This is a genomic window from Paenibacillus sp. 32352 (assembly GCF_002042965.1).
Lineage (GTDB): Bacteria > Bacillota > Bacilli > Paenibacillales > NBRC-103111 > Paenibacillus_S > Paenibacillus_S vulneris.
Genome location: NZ_MZNT01000017.1, coordinates 49788 through 74310, shown reverse-complemented (window position 1 = coordinate 74310; position 24523 = coordinate 49788). Strand labels below are relative to the sequence as shown.

Annotated in this window: 18 protein-coding genes; 1 reads left to right on the top strand and 17 read right to left on the bottom strand. The window is 45.8% G+C overall.

Annotated features, from left to right (window positions below; all coding sequences use genetic code 11):
* Positions 1-12: 12 nt before the first annotated feature.
* Together B1728_RS30730 and B1728_RS30725 are read right to left on the bottom strand one after the other, a co-directional pair.
* A complete protein-coding gene (locus tag B1728_RS30730; RefSeq protein WP_179136270.1) occupies positions 13-3381 on the bottom strand; it encodes an S-layer homology domain-containing protein in 3369 nt (1122 codons plus the stop codon).
* A 469-nt stretch (positions 3382-3850) separates the two neighbouring features.
* Entirely contained in the window at positions 3851-7717 is a 3867-nt protein-coding gene (locus B1728_RS30725; RefSeq protein WP_079914242.1) for an S-layer homology domain-containing protein, read from the bottom strand.
* A 384-nt stretch (positions 7718-8101) separates the two neighbouring features.
* Here B1728_RS30725 and B1728_RS30720 point away from each other — a divergent pair, with 384 nt between their 5' ends.
* Positions 8102-8539 carry a hypothetical protein gene (locus B1728_RS30720; RefSeq protein WP_079914241.1) on the top strand — a complete coding sequence of 146 codons (438 nt, stop codon included), beginning with the start codon at positions 8102-8104 and terminating at the stop codon, positions 8537-8539.
* Between the two features lie 115 nt (positions 8540-8654).
* Here the strand turns inward: B1728_RS30720 and B1728_RS30715 are convergent, their stop codons facing one another.
* The 15 genes from B1728_RS30715 to murA all read right to left on the bottom strand — a co-directional run bounded on the left by B1728_RS30715 (position 8655) and on the right by murA (position 24335).
* Positions 8655-9764, bottom strand: a complete 1110-nt coding sequence (locus B1728_RS30715; protein WP_079914240.1) for an MraY family glycosyltransferase — start codon at positions 9762-9764, stop codon at positions 8655-8657.
* A 128-nt stretch (positions 9765-9892) separates the two neighbouring features.
* The gene (locus B1728_RS30710) at positions 9893-10585 is read right to left on the bottom strand and encodes a WecB/TagA/CpsF family glycosyltransferase (RefSeq protein WP_079914323.1); all 693 of its coding nucleotides are present in this window, start codon (positions 10583-10585) and stop codon (positions 9893-9895) included.
* Between the two features lie 47 nt (positions 10586-10632).
* Positions 10633-11757: a polysaccharide pyruvyl transferase CsaB gene (gene csaB, locus B1728_RS30705; protein ID WP_144028060.1), complete on the bottom strand. Its 1125-nt coding sequence runs from the start codon at positions 11755-11757 to the stop codon at positions 10633-10635.
* Positions 11730-13787, bottom strand: coding sequence for a DUF5693 family protein (locus tag B1728_RS30700; RefSeq protein WP_079914238.1), 2058 nt, complete (start codon positions 13785-13787; stop codon positions 11730-11732). Before B1728_RS30700 ends, csaB begins: the two co-directional genes overlap by 28 nt.
* Before the next feature lie 19 nt (positions 13788-13806).
* Positions 13807-15513, bottom strand: coding sequence for a phospho-sugar mutase (locus tag B1728_RS30695; RefSeq protein WP_079914237.1), 1707 nt, complete (start codon positions 15511-15513; stop codon positions 13807-13809).
* 46 nt (positions 15514-15559) lie between these two features.
* Positions 15560-15997 carry a 3-hydroxyacyl-ACP dehydratase FabZ gene (fabZ, locus tag B1728_RS30690; protein WP_079914236.1) on the bottom strand — a complete coding sequence of 146 codons (438 nt, stop codon included), beginning with the start codon at positions 15995-15997 and terminating at the stop codon, positions 15560-15562.
* 215 nt (positions 15998-16212) lie between these two features.
* A complete protein-coding gene (locus tag B1728_RS30685) occupies positions 16213-16761 on the bottom strand; it encodes a CDP-alcohol phosphatidyltransferase family protein (RefSeq protein ID WP_079914322.1) in 549 nt (182 codons plus the stop codon).
* A gap of 114 nt (positions 16762-16875) precedes the next feature.
* Positions 16876-17121 carry a DNA-directed RNA polymerase subunit beta gene (locus tag B1728_RS30680; RefSeq protein ID WP_079914235.1) on the bottom strand — a complete coding sequence of 82 codons (246 nt, stop codon included), beginning with the start codon at positions 17119-17121 and terminating at the stop codon, positions 16876-16878.
* A 26-nt stretch (positions 17122-17147) separates the two neighbouring features.
* On the bottom strand, positions 17148-18014 hold the full coding sequence (locus B1728_RS30675) for a flagellar hook-basal body protein (RefSeq protein WP_079914234.1): 867 nt from the start codon (positions 18012-18014) through the stop codon (positions 17148-17150).
* Between the two features lie 362 nt (positions 18015-18376).
* Complete coding sequence (locus B1728_RS30670) at positions 18377-19291, bottom strand: flagellar hook-basal body protein (RefSeq protein WP_079914233.1); 915 nt, start codon at positions 19289-19291, stop codon at positions 18377-18379.
* A 45-nt stretch (positions 19292-19336) separates the two neighbouring features.
* Positions 19337-20335 carry a rod shape-determining protein gene (gene mreB, locus B1728_RS30665; protein WP_079914232.1) on the bottom strand — a complete coding sequence of 333 codons (999 nt, stop codon included), beginning with the start codon at positions 20333-20335 and terminating at the stop codon, positions 19337-19339.
* Between the two features lie 188 nt (positions 20336-20523).
* Positions 20524-20811, bottom strand: a complete 288-nt coding sequence (spoIIID, locus tag B1728_RS30660; protein ID WP_028550977.1) for a sporulation transcriptional regulator SpoIIID — start codon at positions 20809-20811, stop codon at positions 20524-20526.
* Positions 20812-21000: 189 nt separating this feature from the next.
* A complete protein-coding gene (locus B1728_RS30655) occupies positions 21001-21735 on the bottom strand; it encodes a M23 family metallopeptidase (protein ID WP_079914231.1) in 735 nt (244 codons plus the stop codon).
* A gap of 67 nt (positions 21736-21802) precedes the next feature.
* Positions 21803-22861: a stage II sporulation protein D gene (spoIID, locus tag B1728_RS30650; protein ID WP_079914230.1), complete on the bottom strand. Its 1059-nt coding sequence runs from the start codon at positions 22859-22861 to the stop codon at positions 21803-21805.
* Positions 22862-23015: 154 nt separating this feature from the next.
* The gene (gene murA / locus B1728_RS30645; RefSeq protein ID WP_079914229.1) at positions 23016-24335 is read right to left on the bottom strand and encodes a UDP-N-acetylglucosamine 1-carboxyvinyltransferase; all 1320 of its coding nucleotides are present in this window, start codon (positions 24333-24335) and stop codon (positions 23016-23018) included.
* Between the last annotated feature and the right edge of the window lie 188 nt (positions 24336-24523).

Sequence of the window (24523 nt, the reverse complement as noted above, 5' to 3'; positions counted from 1 at the left end):
TTAAAGCTTATATTACTTGCTGCCGATACCAACGGAGAAGGAAGTAGATACGCCGCTGCCTGGAGCAAGAACGTTGATTGTGAAGCCTGTAACGTCGCTGCCGACGGAGATGATTTTACCAGTTTTGGAATCAATTTCTACAGTGTTGTTAGTACCACCGTTGGTAGTAATATCACTTGCATAGAAGCTGATATTCAAAACAGAGTTATGGTTTTTGCTCTTAGAACCGTTCGCATCTTTAACCAAGAAGTTATCAGTTTCGCCAAGCTCTTCGCCTGTAGATCCTGGAGCGTTCTCAGCTACGAACTCATCACCGTATTGGTCTTTAACAGTGATTTTTTCTGCAAGTGCCAGATCCCATACATACTTACCAGCCAAGCCAGTCAAGCTAGCATATTGCTTACCAGTTTTCTTAAGAGCGATGCTGCTAACAAGCGGTCCTTCGTTTTTGGTTGTTACGTTCACGCTTGCAGTTCCTTTTTCGCCTTTAGCATTGACATAAATAACGTTGATTGTTGCAGTACCTGCATCAAGACCGTAAACGTATTTAGTGTTGTCAATACCTACAACGCTTGGGTTGCTGGAAGAGATAGAATCAACTTTAGCAGGAGTTTTAACTTCTTCACCGCTGCTGTTTTTCGCTCTAACTTTAACTTCTTTACCCAGTTTAGGATAGTTATTAGCTACATAAGTGATGTCACTTACAGTTTTACCTGTAGTTGCATCTTGGTTGTAGTTTTTATCCAGGTTCAGGTAATCGCCAGAAGCAAGGATAGTGTTGTTTACACCTTTATCAAGGTATACTTCATAAGTCAATTTGTTAGCGGAATCGTTAGGGTTGATAACTTCGATTACTTGGCTAACATCATCAACCAATTGAGTTACGTTCTTTCTGTCTACTCTGAAGAGCTCAGCTTTTACAGTGTAAGCAGCTTTAGGAGCTCCTGCTTTGGAGTATACTTTGAAGGACTTATCGAAGAAGTTATCCCATTGACCTGGGAATGCTTCTGGGTTAGCTTTAAGATCAAAGATTTGGTAAACATCGTCAGTTACAGCTTTCGGTGCAAACACATATTTTCTTTGATCAACGTTTTTGCTGTTTGCATCTTTCTCTTTAGAAGCAAGGAAAGTCAAACCAGCGTCTCCGCCGCTATCAACGGAGTTCAATTTGTAAGACAGTTTTACATAGTAAGTGTAGTCTGGGTTGTTAACATACTTCAACTCAGCGCCTTGTTGGTCATAGAATTTGAATTTCAGCTCGTTGTCAGATCCAGCTACCATTTGTTTCTTAGGAGTAGTCGAGAATCTGATTTCTTGAGCCTCACGAGGGTCACCAACACTAATGTTGAAGCTTGCTCTTTGTGTTGGGATATCTCTCAAGGTAACGCTCAAGGAAGCTGTACCTTTTCTATCCGCTTTTTTAATAGCGATTTGACCTTTGTGTGCACCAGTTTTTTGGATTTCTGCACCCGATTCAGCAAGAACGATACCACCGGAAGAACGGATATCCAATTTGTCTCTTCCATCGCCATATGCATCAACGATGTCTTGAGCGGACAACAGTTCACCTTTGGAGTCTTTCAGGATGATCGGCACGTAGAATTTGTTATCTACTGCTTCGTCACCAGTATGCTCGTCGCCTTCAGCCAAAGTATAGTTGTAAGAACCGAACTCTACAGTTGCAGGAACTTTAGAAGCTCTAACTTTTACGTCTTTACTTACGGATTGACCGCCACGTGCAAAGATAGAAACGTTAATTGTTTTCTCTTCATTGTTACGGGAAACCAATTTCAGGTCAGCAGCATTGTCACCAACTGCGTTGTCAACGAATGCGTCTTTACCTCTTTCATCTTCACCAGCTGTAAGGTCGCGATCTGTTGTGTTAACAGTAACGGTATCGTTCAGCAAGCCTTTGTTTTCAACGCGAAGACCGTATTGGTCCCAAGCTTTGAAATCAAGGTAAGCATAGTTGTTAGCTTCGATAGCATCAACTTTGTTGCCAGCAGAGTTCAACAAGTCACCAACTTCAATTTTGGAAACAATTGGATTGTCGCCAACAGTGAAGATTTTATTTTTTTGAACGCCACTGTCTTCATGCAAGATTGTGATAGAAATTCTATCGTTTCTTTCTTGTTTTGAATCCTGAGTCAAGTTAATAGCTTGCTCGCCAGCGATTGGAGTAGCGTCGCCATCACTTACACGGATGTCAAAGTTACTTGCGTTGAAGGAAGCTTTTTTACCATATTGGTTAGTCGCTTTGAAGTCAATGCGCACTTTGTAACCAGGGTAAATTGGTTGCTCGTATTTATCAACAGCAAGAGGAATTGTGTCAGATGCAGTCAAGAAGTCGATATTAGTTACTTTTTCTTTCGTAGTTGTTACGGAAGAAGTTTTAGCTGTGTCGTCGATGTTGGAAACACCGCTAATAGTAACATCGAATTTGTTCTCTTGGAATTTGGAATCAAAAGTCAGAACAGCTTTAGTTTTGTCATCGCTCCACTTCGTAGTGTAGCCGGAGGACAATACGTTACCGTCTTTTTTGATTTCGATTTTCAAAGCTTTAGCAGCTTCGTCAGTTACAGGACCGTTCAATTCAAGAGTCAATTCGTTAGCATCAGTCGCTTTGAAAGATGCGATAGCGTATTTACCATTGAATTGTGGTTTGTATTGTTGTTTAGCTTCATAGGAGCTAAGAACCAACAAGTCACGAGTAGCTGCAGTAGTACCACCGAAAGTACCGTCAGTACCGTTGCCCAACAATTTCAATTGAAGTGCAAGAGCTACATAGCCTTTAGCCCAGTCGGAAACAGTTTTGTCGTTAACGCCTGGAGTTGCTTTAGCTTCGGAGTCTTTGTTCAGACCACGGATCAAGAAAGTAGCCAATTGCTCTTTGGTTACTTCGCCAGCTGGGTTGAACTCGCCAGGAGCGTAGCCATCAGTAATACCAGCAGCTTTAACTGCTTCGATGTACGGAAGAGCATAGCCGTTAGCCGGGTCGTCAGCTTTAACGTCCGTGAAGCTGGAAGTTTTCAAGGAAGTGTCAACTTTCAATTTGAAAACCAAAGCCGCAACTTTAGCAAATTGAGCGCGGTTCATTTTGTCTTTCAAACCAAAAGTATCGTCTTTCACGCCATCAAAAATACCAGCGGAAATCATTTCATCAAATTTAGCTTTAGTAGCTGCGTCAAGATCTTTCAGGTCGCTAAAGTTAGCGGAAGTCTTGCCAGCTTCTTCACCGAATGCTACGGAAGAAAACATCGAGAATGCCATAGCAAGGGACAAGATTGTGGATAAACTTTTTTTCATAACCTTTTTTTCTCCTCCTCGAATATCTTTCGGTTGTTGAGAGTTTTGTTTTAAATTAGAGCTCGATTCCCTCATTAGCCGATTCACCCCCTTCCCAGAGTTGAGCGAATTATTATTATAAAGGTCTGCAATGAATAAGATTGCAGAAACTAGTAAACCATAAGTAAAAAAACTAGATAGTCGCATACCCTTATACATTATACACTGCAAAACTAGTAAGGTAAAGAGGTTATTTTGTGAAAAAAAACCAACAAAACCAGCCTCTTCATGGTGTATCATTTGTGTTTCAATGAATTAAACGCAGTGTTGCATCAAAAGTTGCGGTCTTTGAAAAACTTTTTTTCGGTTTTTTAAATTTATTTTCGTATTCATTGTTTGTTCAGCAAGCTTGTCTATCAGACATATATATCATTTTTCATACACTCGCTTGCTCACGAAACTTAGTATACAATGATATATCAGCTTCGTCATCACGTATTATTTTCCAATGTTAATTAAAGAAAAAACTCGCCATATTAGTACTTTGGCGAGTCTTTTCATCTGCTTACTTAGGTATTTTCTTTTGTTGCTTCAGTACGCGTATAGCTACAGCTGCCGCTTCGGCACGAGAGAAAGGATCTTTGGGTGCAAAGCGATATGTTTGTTTCTTTTGTCCCTCAAGAAGGACATTCGGCATACCTTCAATTAAACCGGCTTTGGTAGCCGCTTCAACAGCCCCTCTGGCGTAATAATCAATACTTCCACCGTCTGTAAAGGACTTCTGAAGGGATGCCAGCAGCTTCTTGTCATCAGTGCCCATTTTCAGATCAGCAGCACGAGCAATCATAACCGCAGCATCCTGACGAGATATCGCATCGTGGTGGCCAAAATAACCATCGCTGCCTCCTCTAACAATACCAGCCCTTGCGGCCGCTTCAATGTGTTTGAAGTCATAGAGGCCGTCAGATCCGTACAAGTCGCCTCTCTGAACGTCTTTGAAGGTTCCATCTGTGTAAACGTTGTTGTCTATAGGCATACTTGTATCTTCGTTGTCCAACGGAATATTGAAGATTTTGACGAGCATAGTGACAAATTCCCCGCGGGTTATAGACTCATCGGGCGAGAATTTCTCAGGGCTGGACGTTTTGTTGTTCATCATCCCTTTGGAATACAAAATATCCAAATAGTCTCTTGCCCATGGATGCCCTGTCACATCATCGAAGCTGTCATCCATATACATAACCTGATAGTAACCGAAGGAATCAAATGGTACGGTAATGGTGTTTTTGCTTATGTCTACTACACCACCGATGTTTCTCCATTCTGCTCTTGTATCATTCGGCATACCGTTATTATCGGAGAAGGTGCTGAATTCAAATACCGTAACGTATTTCCATGCATCATCACGAATGCTGGAATCATATTTCAATGTCAACGTACCTCTTTTGGTAGGAATGACATTGTCTTTTAAATACCTATTATAGAAAACATCGTTCGAGGAACCAAAATCGGAAGCTTCATTCGGCAAACGACCGCTTCCTTGAAGCGCGTCCTTCAGTTTAGCTTCCTGATTAGAGCCTCTAATCTCCTCAATCGTTCCCGCATCGATCCAGAATCGCTTGCTCGCCGGTTTGAATCGTCCCGACGTTTCAATAAGGAAGTTCTTCCCGCCACGGTCTTCAATTTCTTTATCTACCCGACCGTCGTCATTGCTTGCAATACCGAACAGGATTTTGCGGTCAGCTGAAATATACTGTTTCTCTGCTGCACGATCGTTGCGCATAAGCTTAGTATCTTTAGGGAAGCTCAGTTCAATATCTCCATTAAACACCTTCATTTTGGAGGTCAGAAGCGACTTGTACTGATTTCCTTCTATAGGAGTGTCCACGTTAAACAGAATGAAGCTTCCGCTCAGCTTGCCTGCTGCACGATTAATGGTAAATTTAATTTCATTTTTCCCTGGTTTTAAACCTGTAACCTCATAATAATAAATATCAGGTTGGGTTGGATCTGTAGATTTGACTGCCTGGTCTTTACCAAAAACTACGCTGTCCGCATTTTCAGCAAGGATTTTAATTTTCTGGAAGTTCTTGTTGATGTTAGCTTGGTCTTTACCTGCTTCATTCTTAATAAGCTGCGGCTCCAGAATTAAATAAGGGGTCGGCTCACGAGTGATTGTGAACGACTTGGTTACTGTAGCCCCGCTATCGTTCGTGACGACTACAGTGAATGTATATGCGCCGTAATCATTAAGCTTAATCGGGTCGCCGCTATTTCGGAATGGGGTTGCTACAGCTCCTGCTGATGTTGGCGATATGCTAAGATCAATAGATGAAGTGCTGCCCGGCTTGAAATAAGTCACTTTAATTTGTTTTGCATTTGCTGCAGAACCTGTTATTTTCAACTCGTTAGAAGTTGTGTAATACGTATCCGGCTTTGTATCTTTAGTGTACTTAACATCCTTTGGATCATAATCCGGTGCAAAATTCAAGATGGTCGGAAGATTTTGACTAAATACAAAAATGTCATAGTTGGCTTCTGATACCTTTTGACCATCAATCCAAATTTCAAAATGAACCGTCTTTCTTCCATCTTCTTTCCCAAACAGAGACTCAGCCCGTGTGGTAGGCTTCACAGTAAACTTGGTAGCTGAAGAGAACGTAACCTCTCCAGGCTGATCCACCGGCTTATTGTTTATGGATACCTTCAGTTCTCCATTTCCGCCTAAGTTAGCCACTCTACCTGTAATACAAGTATTTCCGCTTTCGCAAACGATCTCACTGATACTTTTTACAACCATTCCATTATAAATATTATCTACGATAATGTAAGGAGCAGCAGAAACCTGCAAATCATAGGATTTGGCACCAGCAGGAAAATCAGTCGGAGAACCCCCTGTTGTATAAGGGATAATTTCCAATTTAGTTAAACCATCGCGAAGCCCTTGCAACAGCACGTCCGCAGTATCGCTATTAATAGGATAAATTCCGCCTGAGTGCCCAGCTACTCCATCATCGTAAGGAGAGCCATTTAGCTTCACCAATACTTGCGATGATTGTTTGGCTGTGATTCTCAAAGTAGCCGGAAACTCGGTAATCTGATTGCTTCCTGTTTCAATAAGCTTAGGATTGGTGCTGGCACCTGAGATAATGCGTTCAACGAAATCTACATAAGGTGCATTAGCATCTACGAAATTGAAATTAAAGCTGGATTTCGTAGTGTCGATCATATTTTTATGGGTAAAAGTCACATCAATTTGTTGAAATCTCCGGCTCGTATTAACCGGCAAATCAACTTGAATGTTATGAATTTCAATACCACTTACCGTATCGATCGTTACATTAGTATTTGCTGTATTAAGATTTGGAATGAAGTTTGGTGTAACTCCATTGTTTAACTTACCCGTGGGATCCATTACAACATTATTATCGATATCAAGAAGAGTAAGCTTCTTATCGCTGAAATTGTAGTGAAGCTTATAAGCTCCGCCTGTACCCACCATTTCGATATCGGCATAAACGTAGTCAGATACGCTTCCTGAACGGGTCGTCTTTAATGATGCAGAAAAAGTCACGTTATTGTTGGTACTTGAATTTTGCTGCAAGGTCGGAACTTGTGCCGCGCTTACCTTTTGGGTTGGTGCTGCCCCGTTAGTCGTTTTCTGATCCACCATAGCGCCATAAGCAAATGCTTTGCCATCGTCATAAATAAACGACTTATTTAAGTTGTATGTATTCGTAGAATTCTTGGATACAAAATTAACTTCGTTATCACCCGGCACAAATTTGATATCATTGGTTCTGCCCGTGTTAGTAATATAGGTAAAAGTACCCCGTGTAAAATTGGCTGGATGATAAGCCGTCGTACCTCTGTTCAAGTAAGCCTCTATACTTGTAGCATTTCCCGCTGTCCCTGTAACAGTCGCTCCGGAATACGGCGCCTTCTTAGGGAACATTTGACCATCAATAATTTGGTCCCCGTTAATGAGGAGATTATTAATAGTAGAAACCGGAACATAATAAGCCCAGCTTGGAGCGGATGCAGTATTTACGGTTCCGTCATATCTTAAGACGATTTTGTTAAGACCTTCGGTTAAAACTACATTAGAAAAAGTAATTTCGTTATTTCCCGTTTTAATCGGCTTGCTGGTCTTGTCGACATTCGATTTCCCTGTCTTTACGTTCGTTACCTCGAAGTAAATGTTAGAGATCTCGTCATCCCCAATACCATTCACATCAGCTGTGATAGAAATCGGGTTCGTAGTGAATTGGTCAACGATCGAATTTCCGTCCGGCTCTTTATCTGTATTACGATACTGCAAGCTTGTAACGCTCAACGTCACTTCGGCGAAGGCCGTTAATGGCGCCACTAAACTTAAAACTAGAGCCAATACAATGGAAAAGCTGGTCCATTTGTAAGTGAGTCGTTTCAAAATGGTTCCCTCCCTATATAATGATGCTTAAATTTATTTCTGGAAAGTTGTCGCTTACCTACCGAATATGAAAACTCCTCCTCCATCCATGGAATGCTGCAAGTCCTGGTGACTGGGCCCCTAAAAAGTCTTGTGTACTTTTATTTATCGGTTATACGAGGCAAAAAATTTAGCCGAATCCTAAAAAATGCATAAACAAAAAGCCCCAATAGTAAAGACAGAATGTCTTAACCTACGGGGCTAATGTTATGAAAGCTAAAAATAACAGATGATTCTTACAATATTTAGAAATTACTTGTAAGTATTTTCCTATTATGTTATATTAAAGTAGATTAAACGGCCGTTAATCTTATCATATTTTTAGAAATGAAAGGATAGGATAAAGTGCTGAAACTAAAAAAAACAGTTCTCGTTGCCTCTCTATCTATTTCTTTGCTAGCATTTTCCCAGTCTGCTTTCGCCACAGTTGGCTTGGGTGATTCTCGTAGCAATCCAGTTGAATTAAAGTTTAATCAAACTATTACTTGGAAATTAGAAACGGCTTCCGATATAGATTGGTTCAAATGGACAAACAATACTGGAAGTACGAAAACTATTCAAACCTCATTAGCTTCGCCAGGTAACAAAAACTATGATATTAGAGGATTTCTTGTTACTCCTTTTGCAGAGCAAACCATATATGCAAATGACAACGGTCCTGGAAAAATCGACGGATTTACCGTGACTGCTGTTCAACCCGGAGATACTCTTTTTATAAGAATCTCATCCCTCGGGGATTATGATTACTATAACCCTTATACTTTTAATTTCACTATAAAATAAGGTGTTATTTCTAGCCGGAAATGGTACAAGCCGTTCCGGCTGTTTTTATCATTCAGCCTAGCTTTGGAACTCAAAAATAACAAAGTGGTGCCGGTTAATCCGACACCACTTTGTTTTATTTCGTCATGCGCGACCTCGCGCTGACCAGCATCTTGACTTTTTGGATAAATTGAAGCACAGGCTTCTTCGTCTGACTAATGATACCTATCGCTTCCGCCCCTAGTACAAGGACCGCGATAAGAACGACGATCAATAAAACCATTCCCCATATCGCCTGCTGCTCGGACATATAGGAGAGCAGAACGGCCGCGCCCCCAAATAGGGAAGCTACCCCGTAAATTATCAAGACGGTTACACGGTGACTGAAGCCTAATTGCAGCAAGCAGTGATGCAGATGGCTCTTGTCCGGTTTGGAGATAGGCAAATTATTAACCCATCGTCTCAAAATGGCAAAGAATGTATCAGATAAAGGTACCCCAAGTATCATGATAGGCACCAGTAAGGATAAGACAGTAGCCTGCTTAAAGCCTAGGACAGACAGCGTTGCCAAGCTGAACCCAAGGAAGAGTGCGCCTGAATCGCCCATAAAGATTTTGGCAGGGTGAAAATTATAAAATAAGAATCCGACAATGCTGCCAAGCAAAATGATACTGAGCAGAACAACGGTTATGTTCCCCATCATCAAGGCCAAGATAAGAATCGTTGTCGTTGCGATCCCTGATACGCCTGCAGATAATCCATCCAGACCATCAATCAGGTTAATCGCATTCGTCACTCCGACAATCCAGAAAATAGTCAGTGGAACAGCAAGCCAAGTTAACGAAATGGTTGTGTCGCCAAACGGAACGTTCAATAGATCAATCACGACTCCGGAATAAACGACAACGCACGCGGCGAGAATTTGCCCAAGCAGCTTCACTTTGGGGGACAAATCAAACCGGTCATCCAAAGCGCCAACCAGTACAATAATAGCGCCTCCGATAAGCAAGCCCAGCGCTACATCTCCGTTCAACGAGTCAATGGCGGGAGAAATGACGAAATAAGCGCCTACAAATCCAACAAAAATGGCCAAACCGCCTAGCCTTGGCATGATGCGACTATGTACTTTCCGATGATTGGGTGCATCAACAGCGCCTACCCAGAAAGCAAACTTTTTTACCAAAGGTGTCATTAGAAGGGCAATTATGCATGCGACAGCAAATCCAATTCCGTATAATACATTCATTTTTGTTTTCACAGCCCCTTTTATCTATAAAAACCTCAAACACTTCAGATTATACTCCGTTTGACACCGCAACACCACACTAATTTTAAGGAAATCAGGCGGTTATCAGTAAGTTTTCATAGTTTTTTTCAAGGTCTCTGTACGGTATCCTTCTCTCTAATCACTTTCAAAGCAAACTTCGGCAGGACAAGCATACGTTTGTACCGCCAAGGTTCCTGAAGCAGCCGGTAAAACCATTCCAATTTCAGCTTTTGGAACAACTTCGGTGCCCGCTTTAATTTGCCGGACATGACATCAAAGCTTCCCCCAACCCCCATAATAACCGGAACCTGAAGCTGTTCCTTGTACTTGGCGATCCAGGGCTCTTGGGTATCCGCCGATCTTCCTACCAATAGGATGTCCGGATGATGTGATCTAATATTCTCGATGACACTTTGATCCTCTTCCGGCTTGAAATAGCCATCCCTATATCCGACTAGCTGGAGGTTCGGAAACTTCTCCTTTAAACGGTTCGCAGCAGCCTCAATAATTTCGGGGGATGCTCCGAGCAAAAATACTTTCCACCCTTTGGATTGCCCCAAATCCATAAGATGATGTATCAGATCGAAGCCTGTTACCCGTTCGGCCACAGGGTTGCCGACATATTGAGAGGCCCATACGACCCCCGCCCCGTCAGGGACGATCAAGTCGGCGTTTTTCATCATCTCTAGATAAGCCGTGTTTTCCAAGGCTGACATGACCATAATCGGGTTAGCCGTAATGATTTGATGCGGGTGTCCGGAATCGATCATCCGAGCAACTTGTGTGATCGTATCCTTCATATTGAGTTTGGAGAACGGTACGCCGAATATGGACACTTTCGGTATCGTCACTTGGAATCCCTTCCTTTGGTGAAAAATGAAGCCATATATTGTGCAGGCTTTTGTGCTTCGTTCTTCAGCTGACTAATAAGCCCTTTTTTCTCTTCACGCCAGGAAGAACGATTGGCAAGCAGCTGCAGCCCTTCTTCAGCCACTCGTTCCGGCTGAATACTCTTGGTCGTTGCAACGACCGGCATTTGCAGCCGTTTCATAAATTGATCGATCTTTGGATCATAGGAAATTCCGAGCATAGGCACTTCCTGTGAAGCGGCATAGATCAGCGAATGAAGTCTCATTCCTATTAACAGCTGGCACCGGCCGACTTCAGCCAGCATGTGCTGCGGGTTAATAACATTCTCTGCCGTAGTGATCCGGGAGCTAAACTTGTCCCCGATGAGACTGCGAACTTCGTCGGAAGCATCCGTATCTAATGGCAAGTGAAACGGTAAAAATCTGACAACCGCTTCACTTTGCTCCAACATAAGGCGCAGTGCCTCGGCAAGAGCCTTCAGCTCTGAACGGTCCTGGTTCCAATAGCGAACGGACACGCCGATAACGGGTTTTTCCTCTGACCGGTGCCCTTCCGTTTCATAAGAGCCAAGCGGCATCCCCATCACCGGATCCGGTACCACGGTGATTTCCTTCGACACCTTCATCCTCTGAAGCAATTCTCTAGATTCCTGGTCTCGAACCGATATATATTGCGTTTTATTAAAAATAGAACGGATCCAGCCAAAATACAAACCGCGGCTGACCGGACCGATTCCTTGCGAGTAAATAAAGGTTGGTTTCCCAAACCATTGCGCGATTTTCAGAATGGCCAGGTAATACGGAATCGTTTTGGCGCTGGTGGCATCCTGGAGAAGACTGCCTCCGCCGCTGATAAGCCCATCCGCTCCGCGAATGGCGCTAATCACTTGGCCGAGCTTCATCCGATGAACGGATTCGACTCCGTACATTCTGCTTGTTTTCTCAGGCTGAATCGAAAGAACGACCGGCACGAATCTTACGCCGTTCGCCCTTCCTTGTTCATCCAATGCCAGCAAGATAGATTGGAGTACAGCTTCATCACCGCTATTATCAAAGCCATAATAGCCGGATAAGACTATTCTTTTAGTAATAACGGGGTCCAACGACGCCAACTCCTTACTACGATCTCCCAAACAATAATGTAACCAAGTCCGATTAGGATCCCGAACGACAAGCCGTATACGATTCGAATCGACGAAATCATCAGCGGGGTATGCAAATGAGCAAAGGTATCGACAATTGAAGCCTGACCAACGACACCTACCAGGATAAGCAGCAGTGCATTGCGATATTTCATGCACAAGTAAGCTCCAAGCAGGAATAGCGGATGGGCAATCAAGAATTCCTTGGTTCTAGGTCGAATGCCTAAAGTGTTCTCCAGGAATGAGCGGAACAAACGTTCAAACGCTGAAGCTTGTCCTTCGTTTCCCGTTCTTGATAAGTAGTACATCCCGGCACCGACAATGGCGGCGGCACCGATAACCCACAATACGCTAATGTACGATGACAGCAGCTTTTTCCCTTTGGCCAGCTTTTCTTTATGAGATAAATCTTCATTAAACAGCAGCCAGTAAAGTGCGACCAGGACAATCGGCAGCAAATGCAGTACGCTGACGCCCCTGAACTGGTCTAACACCAGCGGGTAAATGATCTGATTTAACAGCCCCACGATAAAGCATACGCCAATAACCGAGATAGCCGAAGTTCGCAGCAGCAGCCAAATCGCATAGCCAAGACGGTTGCCTGTGCGCGCCTGATACTTGGCTTTTGCCGAACGAAGTGCGTAAATAATGGCCAATGTAGGGGCGCAAGTTCCCGAGGCCAAAGCCAGAGCTTGAGCGAACAAATTCGGTGAGAGAACGTATAATCCTGCTGCACCGATCAAGCCGATAATAAAGATAAACAAGGTTATCTCCGGAATAAAAGCCGATACGGTCAATGCAACCAAAGCAATCGCTCCAACGAACAATACGACCTTGGCTGCCTTCTGCCATCCGGAATGGAAAGGGAAGAAGCGTTCTGCTATCCCCATGGTATAGCCTGCTTCCTTAATACGAGGAATCGCTCCATCTTCGCCCCGCAAGCTTTCTTTGATGGAATCGAGCGGATTAAGAATTTTTCCTTTATCCAGATTCTTAACTGCCCGTGCATTTAGGAAAACCATGCGGATATTGCGATCCTTGACCGCCAACACAAAGCGATCCGAGACACCTTGAATGCGATCCTTCAATTCTTGCTCCGTCAAGTTCTCCGTCAGCTTCTCTCCATCCTTCTCGGTGAAGGAGTGCAGACGAACGACGTTATAATCGATCAGCTTGGATAGCCGGTTAAATCCTTTTTGCTGCGTTTTCTGCAGCTCGATATTGGCCAGGCCCATATGATGCTTTTTCATCAGCTCAGCCATAATCTCGATGTTTTCCGGCTTGGTCTCACTGACGTAGCCAGGAACCGTCTCTCCATCGATGATAAATCGCTTAACACCTAACTGTTGAAGCTGGCCGAGCAGTCCGTCCATCCGAGCTTCATCGAACGGTCTCCGGTTGGACATCCTCATAACGATTTGGAATCCTTGCTCCTTCAGCATCGAAAGCGTGATCGGATCCGGGTCCATAGGCTTGAGGTTCGCTTCATCCAGTCCCATTTCGATAATCATACCGTTTTGGTTTTTGAAGCTCCATGGGCGTGTTTTTACATTCAGACTGTTAAAGGTCTGGGTAATCAGCGGCTGGAGCTTATCCTGAGCATCCTTCTCAGCAAACAAAATATAAGTAAAGTTTTCGTTCGGTGAGATTGGGCTCTGGGTCAGCGCAGTCGCTTCATGAGATGAAAACACCTCTATCCTCCGGCTTAATCTAAGCTCGCTTAACGTAGACTCATAGACCGCCATGGATTGTACGCCTGCGCTTTTCAGCTCTTTAAGCTGAGTCATAACAAATTGACGCGGATCTGTCTGGGTATCGGAAATTTCAAGCAAATCCCGATAATCAAACACAATTTCAACCTTGCGCGCCGTTTGTTGTTCGGTTTCGTTTCTTTCATAAGCAATGGGCAGCGAAGCCAACAGCCCAAGAATAACAAGCCACCATAACCATTTGATACATTTCCGATTCCAGTGCGAGTAACGCCCAGTCAACACGTTCCAACTCCTACCGTTATTTTTGGTCAACCCGGCTCATGACGGCGTTAACCAGGCCATGAATCGCGTCGGAGGCTGCTTGCGCTGAATTGCCGCGGACAGCAAAATATACTTTAATCTTCGGCTCTGTGCCGGATGGACGCAAGCAGAACCACGAATTGTCCGCTAACGTATATTTCAATACATTTTCAACCGGCAATCCATACAAGCCGAGGGAGAAGTCTTCGACTTTGACAACCGTTTGGCCGTTCACTTCAGTAGGTGGATTTTCACGCCAGTCTCTCATAATGCCCTGAATTTGCTCTACGCCGTCTTTGCCTTTCATAGTCCGGGACTCAAGCGATTCCAAGAAATACCCGTGGCGCTCATAAAGCTCCTGAAGAACCTCGTACAAGGTTTTTCCTTGATTCTTATAATAAGCGGCTGCTTCACAAATAAGCATGGAAGCAATGACCGCATCCTTATCTCTTGCGTAGTTGCCGGCCAGATAGCCATAGCTTTCCTCATAACCGAACAAAAATTCCGCTTCTTTAGAAGCTTCGAACTGCGTCATTTTCTCCCCGATGTACTTAAATCCGGTTAAAGTATTCAAGGTTTCCACGCCATAATGCTTGGCAATAACGGCGCCCATCTCGCTGGTAACAATGGTTTTAACTACAACCCCGTTGGAAGGCAGCTCGCCGCGCTCCTTCAGATTGCTTAACAAATAATCAACCATGATGGCACCCGACTGATTGCCTGTCAGGACAAAATACTCCCCGTTCGCATCCTTGACTACCGCACCCATCCGGTCGCAATCCGGGTCGGTACCGATGATGATGTCGGCATCGACTTCCTTCGCTTGCCGTATCGCCAAAGTGAAAGCGTCCTTTTCTTCCGGGTTGGGGGACTTGACTGTAGAGAATTTAGAATCCGGCAGCTCTTGCTCGGCCACAACCTCAACATGATTAAAGCCAACAGCGCTCAAGACCGCTCGAACCGATAAGTTCCCAGCTCCATGAAGCGGAGTGTACACGACGCGGAAGCTATCGCTCATTGTTCTTACGATTTCTTTATTCAAGCTGACGGCCGTAACAGCCTGAACATACTGCTCATCCAGTTCTTCTCCAACCCACTGCAGAAGACCGGATGCTTCCGCGTTGGCTCGCGTTTCCCGTTTCACATCGCTGAAGGACTGGACCTGCTGAATCTCGCCGATCACTTGTTCCGCTTGATCAGGAACCAGCTGTCCGCCATCGGAGCCATATACCTTGTATCCATTGTATTCAGGCGGGTTGTGACTGGCTGTCACTACGATGCCTGCGGATGCCTTCAAGGCTCTTACGGCAAAGGAAAGCTCAGGCGTAGGACGCAGCGATTCAAAAACATAAGCCTTAATTCCGTTACCGGCCAACACTTTGGCTGCCTCCAGAGAGAACTCCGGCGACTGATTCCGCGAATCATAAGCTATGACTACCGACGGATTAGTGTAACCTCTTTTATTAATAAATTGTGCAAGGCCTTGTGTGGCCCGGCCCACCGTATATTTATTCATGCGGTTCGTTCCCGCTCCAATAACACCGCGAAGTCCTCCGGTTCCGAATTCGAGATCACGGTAAAAGCGGTCCTCTATTTCCTTCGGCTGATCTGCGATGCTTTTCAATTCATTCTTCGTCTCTTCATCGATGGCAGGATCGTTCAACCATAGTTTGTATTGTTCTTCCACTCGGTTTTGCGTGCTCATAATCCATCTCCTTTTTAGACCTATATAATAGTAAGAAATAAAACCGTTACTTTTTGGCAGGGTCGGACAAAGCGAACATAAGGGTTCCTTCGGCAACCACCTTGTCGCCTACTTTGGCTACGGCCTGTCCTTTCCCAATGGAGCCCTTGAGGCGTGTAATCTCTACTTCCAGGATCAAAGTATCACCAGGCACAACTTGGCCGCGGAAACGAAACTCATCAATGCCGGCGAAAAACCCCAGCTTGCCCCGGTTGGCTTCTACCAGCAGCATTGCAACTGAGCCGACTTGAGCTAACGCTTCAACAATCAGGACTCCTGGCATCACCGGATATCCCGGGAAATGGCCTGCAAAAAAAGGCTCGTTCATCGTTACATTTTTAAGACCCACCGCTTTGACGCCGGCTTCCACCTCTAAGATTCGGTCTACAAGCAAAAATGGGTGTCGATGAGGAATAATTTCTTGAATTTGTACAGCATCCAGCACAGTAATGTGACTCCTCTCAAGATTGGGTATAAAAATTTTTCTTTCAACTTACAATATAACTGTCCCTTCATGACCTGCAGTAGTGAAGGTTGATATAAGGGAGCTTATGTCCAGGCTTGCCGATGTATGCCAGCTTGGGCCTAAGCTCTTTTTACAGTATAAGGGTTAACGAGGCTGCACATCCACTCTTGCTCCAGAAGTGCGGCATGGCCTCTTCATATGTTGGGCTTTTGCGGCTCAACGGCCACCTTATCTTCGGGTTTATTGAGAAAGTAAAATTGAAAGGCATAAATCGTCGATGTAACGAAAGAAACAATAATAACAAACCATAAATAGGCATTCGCATAAGGAAGCTGAAAAATAATAAGCAGAATGGCTGCATAGTATAAAACCGTTGTCAGTTTACCCATAGCATTAGCCGGTACCGTCTGTTTGCCGCGAAAGTGAAAAATCGCTGACCCCACTATCATTCCAGCATCGCGCAAGAACATGGCCAAGGCAGCCTCCCACGAAATCATCCTAGACCACACCAAGGAAAGAATGACGGTTATCATCATCATCTTGTCCGCCAATGGATCGAGCATGCTGCCCAGTTGGGTGACCAGCTTCTTTTTACGCGCGATATAACCGTCCAGCACATCCGTCATCCCCGCCAGCAGCAGCACAAAAAAAGCGGATCTGACATAACCTGCCTCGAACACCAACAAATACACGGGGATAAGAAAAAACCGGCATACTGTTAACAGATTAGGTAAGTTCCACACGTAAAAACCTTTCTCCCCTTCCGCGTGATTTGGGCATTCGTTCCCATCATCCATATATTATACCGTTCTTAGACCAAAAATAAAACTCCCACGAAGGGAGCTTCTACGACGGTATTAAGTTTCGGAAAAGACCAGATCATACAAATGACGCCATGTGTCTATTTCATAGACTTCGCTCATGGGACGCTTTCCTATATAGACGTATCCCAAGACAAGCCCAATAGCTAAAGCAACCATACATAAGAACGGAATGGACAACCACTTGGCTATTAAAAAGGTGACCCGCTTCCATTTTTTGGGTGACTTGGGACGTTTCTGTCCTTTATCCTTACTTGCTTTTTTGGGAACTGCTTCTGTCATTACCTCAACCTCACTTTAAAAGAGGCCTATCCGCGCAAGCTGTTGGCAAGACCCATCATCGTATCTGCGGAAGTGATCGCTCTCGAGTTTAATTGGAATGACCTTTGCACTTGAAGCAGGTCCGTCATTTCATCGGCTAATTTCACGTTCGACTTCTCTAGGAATCCTTGACGCACGGCCACTCTATTCACTGTATTGTCCGTTGTTGCTACGGGCTCCAAAATATCATTGGGGTTTGCAGCATTGGCCGGTAACCCGTATAAATTATCACCCAGCTGCTTCAGAAGCTGCGGGCGAAGAACGCGTACCATCTTGATCTGGCCGACTTCTACCGGAGGAGCCGACTTGTCAGCATCGTCCATTGCCATGATCGTACCGTCCTCTTCAATCTTCACCTTATGGTTGGCCGGAACTCGGATCGGATTCCCGTCGGTTCCCATTACGTAACGTCCGTCTTTCGTGGTCAGAAAGAAGTCGGCATCCGCCGGGTTTTCCGAAGGACTCAGCTGAAAGGAACCATCTCTCGTCCATACGGTTTGGGCTGTTAAAGCCCCATTGGCATCCCGGGTGATGCTATTGATTTCGAATAAACCGTTACCCTCGACGGCTAAATCCAGATCGTTGCCTGTAGGCTGCAGGGAGCCTTGTCCCATATTGAGCTGAGCCTGTACGAGCATGGTACCCCATCCCTGATTATACCCAAGAGGAGATAAACGGCCTTGCTTTTGAAACCCGTTAGGCTGTTGCTTTACGCTGGTAAGGACATCCTGGAAGGATGCCTCTTTGCGTTTATATCCGTTCGTATCAATATTGGCCATGTTATTGGATAAAATATCGAGCTTTTGCTGCAGAGCCTGCATTGATACCGACGCGTTGATCATTGAGTTGTTCATGCGTTTCCTCCTAAGAGTTTTGCGAAGCAAAACTTACTTCGTAAGCACTACCGAGTTTTGCGAAGCAAAACTTACTTCGTAAGCACTACCGAGTTTTGCGAAGCAAAACTTACTTCGTAAGCACTACCGAGTTTTGCGAAGCAAAACTTACTTCGTAAGCACTACCGAGTTTTGCGAAGCAAAACTTACTTCGTAAGCACTACCGAGTTTTGCGAAGCAAAACTTACTTCGTAAGCACTACCGAGTTTTGCGAAGCAAAACTTACTACGTAAGCGCTGCTGAGTTTTGCTGCTGCAAGCTTGCTGCGTAAGCATCGCCGAGTCCTGCCCTAGCAAACAAACCGCCGCGGCGGAGCATTCACTCTACACCCGGCCGACCTCGTTAACGGCCTTGTCCATGCTTTTATCATAAAACTGGACCACTTTCTGGTTCGCCTCATAAGCTCTTAGAGCGGCCATCATATCAACCACAGATTGGCTCCCATCGACATTGGAGCGCTCAATAAACCCTTGGCGTACCTCCAGCTGCTCCATCTCATTAGGATCGTTCGGATTAACAGGTCTTGCCATGCCTTCAAAGCCGGGATTCAACCGATATAACCCATTTCCTTCACGTACCAATTGGTTCGGATCTTCCATGCGGCTAATCAACAGGCTGACAGGCTGATTGTTAGCATTAAGGATTTCACTTCCGTCAGGGTTCAGAAACCGACCCGACTTCGTTACACGAAAATCATTGATTGGCGTTTGGGTTGTGGTGTCCATCAACACAATAGGTTGTCCATCCGTACCCAGTACCGGAAGGCCGTTAGTTGAAATTAACCGTCCGTTGACGTCGACGGAGAACTTGCCGTCCAATGTATACCGCTGCTCGCCATTAGGATCCTGAACCGTAAATAGAGCTTGCGGCTGGTTAATTCGCTGTCCATTGGCATCCACATATTTACCTGAAGCGTCAAATCGGGCACCAGGCACCTGCATGTTGGATACAATCGCAAAATCAAACGGACTGCTCGTCTCCTGAATGTCCCCCTGCTTATGGACGGACACATTTTCCTCTGCCATAACGCCTGTATTGAGGCGGCCCACAGGAATGGCTTGAGGCTCTCCCTTCCCGTTCCCGATACGCGAAATCAGCATTTCCGGAAAGGAGCGGTTTATCGCATTGCCTTGTTTGAAGCCCGGTGTATTGATGTTAGCGATGTTGTTCGTCACGATGTCGTGTCTGCGCTGTTGTGAAATCATACCCGAAGCCGCGGTATAAAGACCTCTTAGCATGGTTATGTATCCTCCCAGACGTACCAGTTAATAGTTGAAGCCGGGTTAAAACTTCCGTTTGGAGACCTTGTCAAGGTTGTCCAGCATAATTCCGGTTCCTTTAACGACGCAATGCATAGGGTCTTCTGCAATAAGGACAGGCACCTTAAGCTCGTCCGCCAGCAATTGATCAATTCCGTGCAATAAAGCGCCGCCGCCCGTCAGAATAACGCCTCTGTCAATAATATCTGCGGATAGCTCCGGAGGAGTGCGCTCCAATACGGATTTTGCCGCAGCAACGATAGAAGAAACCGGATCCCACAACGCTTCCTGAATCTCATTCGAGTTGATGGTAATCGTCAACGGCAGTCCGCTCACCATATCCCTGCCACGGATATCCATCGTTTCCTTGCGTCCGTCCGGATACACTGTTCCAATTTTGACCTTGATATCTTCCGAGGTGCGTTCCCCGATCAAAAGCTTATATTTGCTCTTGATATACTTCATAATACTATTATCGAACTTGTCCCCCGCAATTTTAATAGAAGAGGAGGTGACAATATCGCCCATGGACAGCACGGCAACATCTGTCGTCCCCCCGCCGATGTCTACAACCATGTTCCCGCTAGGCTGGTAAATATCCATGCCCGCGCCGATCGCAGCGGCTTTAGGCTCCTCTTCCAAGAATACCTCTCGGGCTCCGCTGCGCTCTGCAGCTTCACGAATAGCCTTTTGCTCCACGGACGTAATGTTGGTCGGAGCGCAGATGAGAATTCTAGGATGGCTGTACCACTGCTTGCCTCCGACCTTATTGATGAAGTGCTTGAGCATTAATTCCGTGATCTCGAAGTCGGCTATGACGCCGTCCTTAAGCGGGCGAATAGCCACAATATTGCCGGGAGTACGTCCAACCATACGGAACGCTTCCTCCCCTACGGCCAGCACCCGCTTCGTGTCGCTCTCAATGGCGACAACCGACGGCTCATCCAGTACAACGCCGCGCCCTTTCACATGTATCAGGACGTTCGCTGTCCCAAGATCTATGCCAATATCCTTGCTTAACATTGAAATGTTCCTCCCTAAACAAACCGTCCATTCCTTAAACAGAAGCGGTACCTCTATTATAATCGTTACTGTATACCATTCGCTATTCGTTTGCAAAATCCTCTTTTTTAATCGGCTTTTTCGACATGAATCGCTTTCTGTTGTCGGTTCGGATCGGTTTGAGGGAGTGTAAGCGAAATCATAACCTTTTACTTCGCGGTGACCAGTTTATCCTGAGCTTTTGGGCTGCGTGTTTTCCGGTATTTGATCTTCGTAGCTTCCCCCCCGCGCAGGTGACGAATCGACTTGTGATACTCCAAAATATGTTTGACTTGGTTAGCCAGATCCGGGTTTATTTCGGGCAGTCTTTCGGTTAAATCCTTGTGCACCGTACTCTTGGAAACACCGAATTCTTTAGCGATTGTGCGAACCGTATGCTTAGTTTCCACTAGGCAACGTCCGATTTTGATGGTTCGCTCCTTAATGTAATCGTGCACTCCCCTCGCCTCCCTACTCGAGTTAGTTTGGTACATTATATGAGGGGCGTTTACTTATATTCTTTGTTTCCAAGCGTGACAAGCCCATTAAGACACAATTATTTTCAAGGACAAGCAGCCATGACAAGCTTCGATGCGAAAAAAAGGGAGCGTCTATGCGCCCCCCGCCATCTTTATTCCTGGTTCAGATTAATGACTTGTCAAAAAGGTTTCCGGATTGACGGCTTGACCGCTCTCACCTTGGCGAACCTCGAAGTGAAGGTGGTTGCCTTGTTCCTTCTCCAGCTCGTTGCGGCCGGCTTTGGCGATAATATCGCCTTTTTTCACTTCGGCATCTTTGGCTACTTTAATATCCGCCAAGCTTTGGTATACGGTAACCAAACCGTTGGAATGCGTAATTTCTACCAGGTTGCCGACGACCGGATTTTTCTCCACTGCCGTCACCTTACCGCTCATAGCAGCCATAACGTCAAACGACTGATTGTCCGGTCTGGAGAAATCCATGCCCATGTGCGGAGTGAACGTGTCGCCGTATTCTACCATGGCTGTCTGTCTTACTTCGTTAGAAGCTTTGCTATCGAAAAACGGAAGCACTACATCAAGCTCACTGCGATCCTTGAACGGCCATTGCATCGTTTCGGTGTTGGCGTTGACAGCTACGGCATTCGGGTTCATCACGCTATCGGTTACCGATGCCGATTTGCTGCTGTCGATTCCCAATTCATTCGTTAGGGTCGACTTTCCGGCATCCTGGTACACCCACATTAACGTTAAGATAATTGCCGCCGCTGCCATGTAAGTTGCAGGAAACACCCACTTTTTCGCTAGCAATCTTCTCCAGGAAAAAGCTGGTTTGGTTTGCGCTCCTTCGATAGTTTTAGGAGCTTCTTCATTGTTTTGCAAATCTCTCTTTTGATCATTCATAGATTTATCACCTCGCTAACCATTGTTGCCACGGATACAAGTTTTATACGCGAGATGATCTATTTTTTTAGAAACTTTTCCCTTTTACTAGGTTCGATGCTCTACTAATTTCGATTCCGGTATAAAAATACTTGACGATCTCCTCCGCTTTACGTCCCTCCATCGCCATTCCGTTGGCTCCCCATTGACTCATTCCGACTCCATGGCCGTAGCCGAACGTAGTGACCTGCAGATTCGTCCCCTTCCAACTCCATTGAAATTGAGAGGAAGCCAAGCCCAGCTTCTCACGGACTTCACGACCCGTAAATGTCTTTCCTCCTATGGCCATTGACTTGATCCTGTGCCCTTCGGTCATCTGGAGAACCTTTAACGCCCCGCTGCCGTTGGCGGAGACCGGAATGGACGTGCGAATACCCAGCTTGCTTTGCAGCTCTTTGAGAGAAACGGTGGTCGTCTCCTTGTAACGGGGCGATAGCTTGGTGTCCCAAGGGCTGGGTACGCTGCGTAAATACGGGATGTATTCGTTCCAGTAATCCTCCGAATTTTCCGTATATCCGTTGCTGGTAGAGAAGAAGGTAGCCTGGATCGGCTTTTGTTGATAGGTTAAGATCAAATCCTTCGTTTCGTTCACCGCCTGATCCAGCTTGTCCGAATTAGCCGCATAGGCTGCTCCCCATCGCGCTTTCAATTCGTCGTCGGACACATAGGCTTGGTGAGCGGTCGTATCCGTTACCCAGGCATTGCTTACCGGCATGTTGCTGAAATCCTGCTCCACTATTCTTCTAAGGATGTACGTTCGCGCTGCCATAGCCTGAGCCTTCATTGCTTCCAATTCAAACTCTATCGGCATCTCGGCAGCCAAGACGCCTCTTACGTAGGCTTCGAGTGGAATAGATTCCACTTGCTTGTTTTTGCTCAAATAGACCGGGATGACGAGGGAGGCGATCCCTTCCTGTTGAACTGCCTGTGAGGCTGCCGCGTCCTGCTGTCTTTCCACCGGAGGCGCAGGGGTAACGTTTTTGACGAGTATGGCAGGTACTATGATTATGACGGCTAAGAAACTAGTTAAAGATAGCGTAGCCCATTGGATCATCACTCTCTTGTCCATCGTTTCTACTTCCTCCATCTTCTGTCGGCTCTTAGACAGCTTATTGTTGTGATGCCAGGTAACTCCATCTTATGAGCCCAAAAAATAGAATAGAACACGGAAATAGAAAACAAAAAAGAGGAGCTCTCCCTCGTATGAGAGATTCTCCTCCTGCCGTACACCTTCTATTCAATTATGCCAAGCTAGGGCTTACAGCGAAGATCGAAATGGATTCTTCCTCCGGCTCAACGACTTCCAGCGATACCCGCTGAATGTCTGCACCCAGCATACGCAGCTTATTGGCAATATCAACGTAGCCCCGGTCAATATGGTGGATGCCGGTAATCTCCGTTTCTCCATCCGCAGCAAGCGCAGCCAGGATAAGTGCCGCTCCGGCGCGAAGGTCGGTAGCGCATACTTTGGCTCCACGCAGTCTGGCGCCGCCGCTAATGACAGCCGAACGCCCGTCAACCTTAATGGACGCATTCATATTAACCAGCTGTTCTACATGCATAAAGCGGTTCTCGAATACGGTTTCCGTAACGATACCGGTCCCTTCAGCCGTTAACAAGAGCGCCATCATTTGCGATTGCATATCGGTAGGAAATCCGGGATAAGGCAGCGTCTTCACATCAACGCAGCGAAGAGCTCTATCGGTATATACACGAAGACCGTTCTCGTCTTCCTCGATGGTTACACCCATCTCCTGCATCTTGGAAATAACCGGCCTTAAGTGATCGCCAATGGCGCCTTCAATGTACAAGTCGCTTCCTGTAATTGCTGCAGCAATCATGTATGTACCCGCTTCGATCCGGTCCGGTATGACCGTATGTACTGCACCGCTCAGCTTCTCGACACCGTCGATACGAATGAGCCCTGTTCCGGCACCGCGAATTTTGGCTCCCATGGCATTCAAATAGTTTGCCAAGTCCACAATCTCCGGCTCCTTAGCCGCATTCTCGATCGTGGTCGTCCCTTCAGCCAACGTGGCGGCCATCATAATATTTTCGGTAGCCCCAACGCTAGCCACGTCCAGGTACACCTTCGCACCCTTCAACCGGCCCGTTACTCTCGCCTCGATGTAGCCCTGACCCAGCTCGATCTCCGCTCCCATCGCCTCAAAACCCTTTAAGTGCTGATCAATAGGACGCGTGCCGATCGCGCAGCCGCCCGGCAATGATATTCTTGCCTGACCCATACGGGCCAATAAAGGTCCCATAACAAGAAAAGAAGCCCTCATTTTGCGGACCAGCTCGTAGGAAGCCTCGCACGTTACAATGTTCCGGGCATTGACCCGTATCGTTTCATCTTTATATTCGATTTGTACCCCGAGACTTTCCAAAACCTTATTAATAACGATGACGTCGTCCAGGGGAGGTGCGTCGTGGATTACGCTGTCTCCTTCTGTACCCAAAATAGAGGCTGCGATAATCGGCAAAACGGCGTTTTTTGCACCGTGTATTCTAACTTTGCCTGACAATCTCTGGCCGCCGCGGACGATAATTTTGCTCATCATGGTCCCCCTCCGCGCTGTTTTCATTGCACACTGTACTAGTTTAGCATTGAACCTTCAGCATGTAAATTTTCATTTTGAAAAACCAATCAAGATACTATTCGGAGCAAACAAGGGATTTACAACGGTTGTACTATCCATTGTTGACAAGATTCACCTTAGTTATTCGCAAACCGCATCTTCCTGCC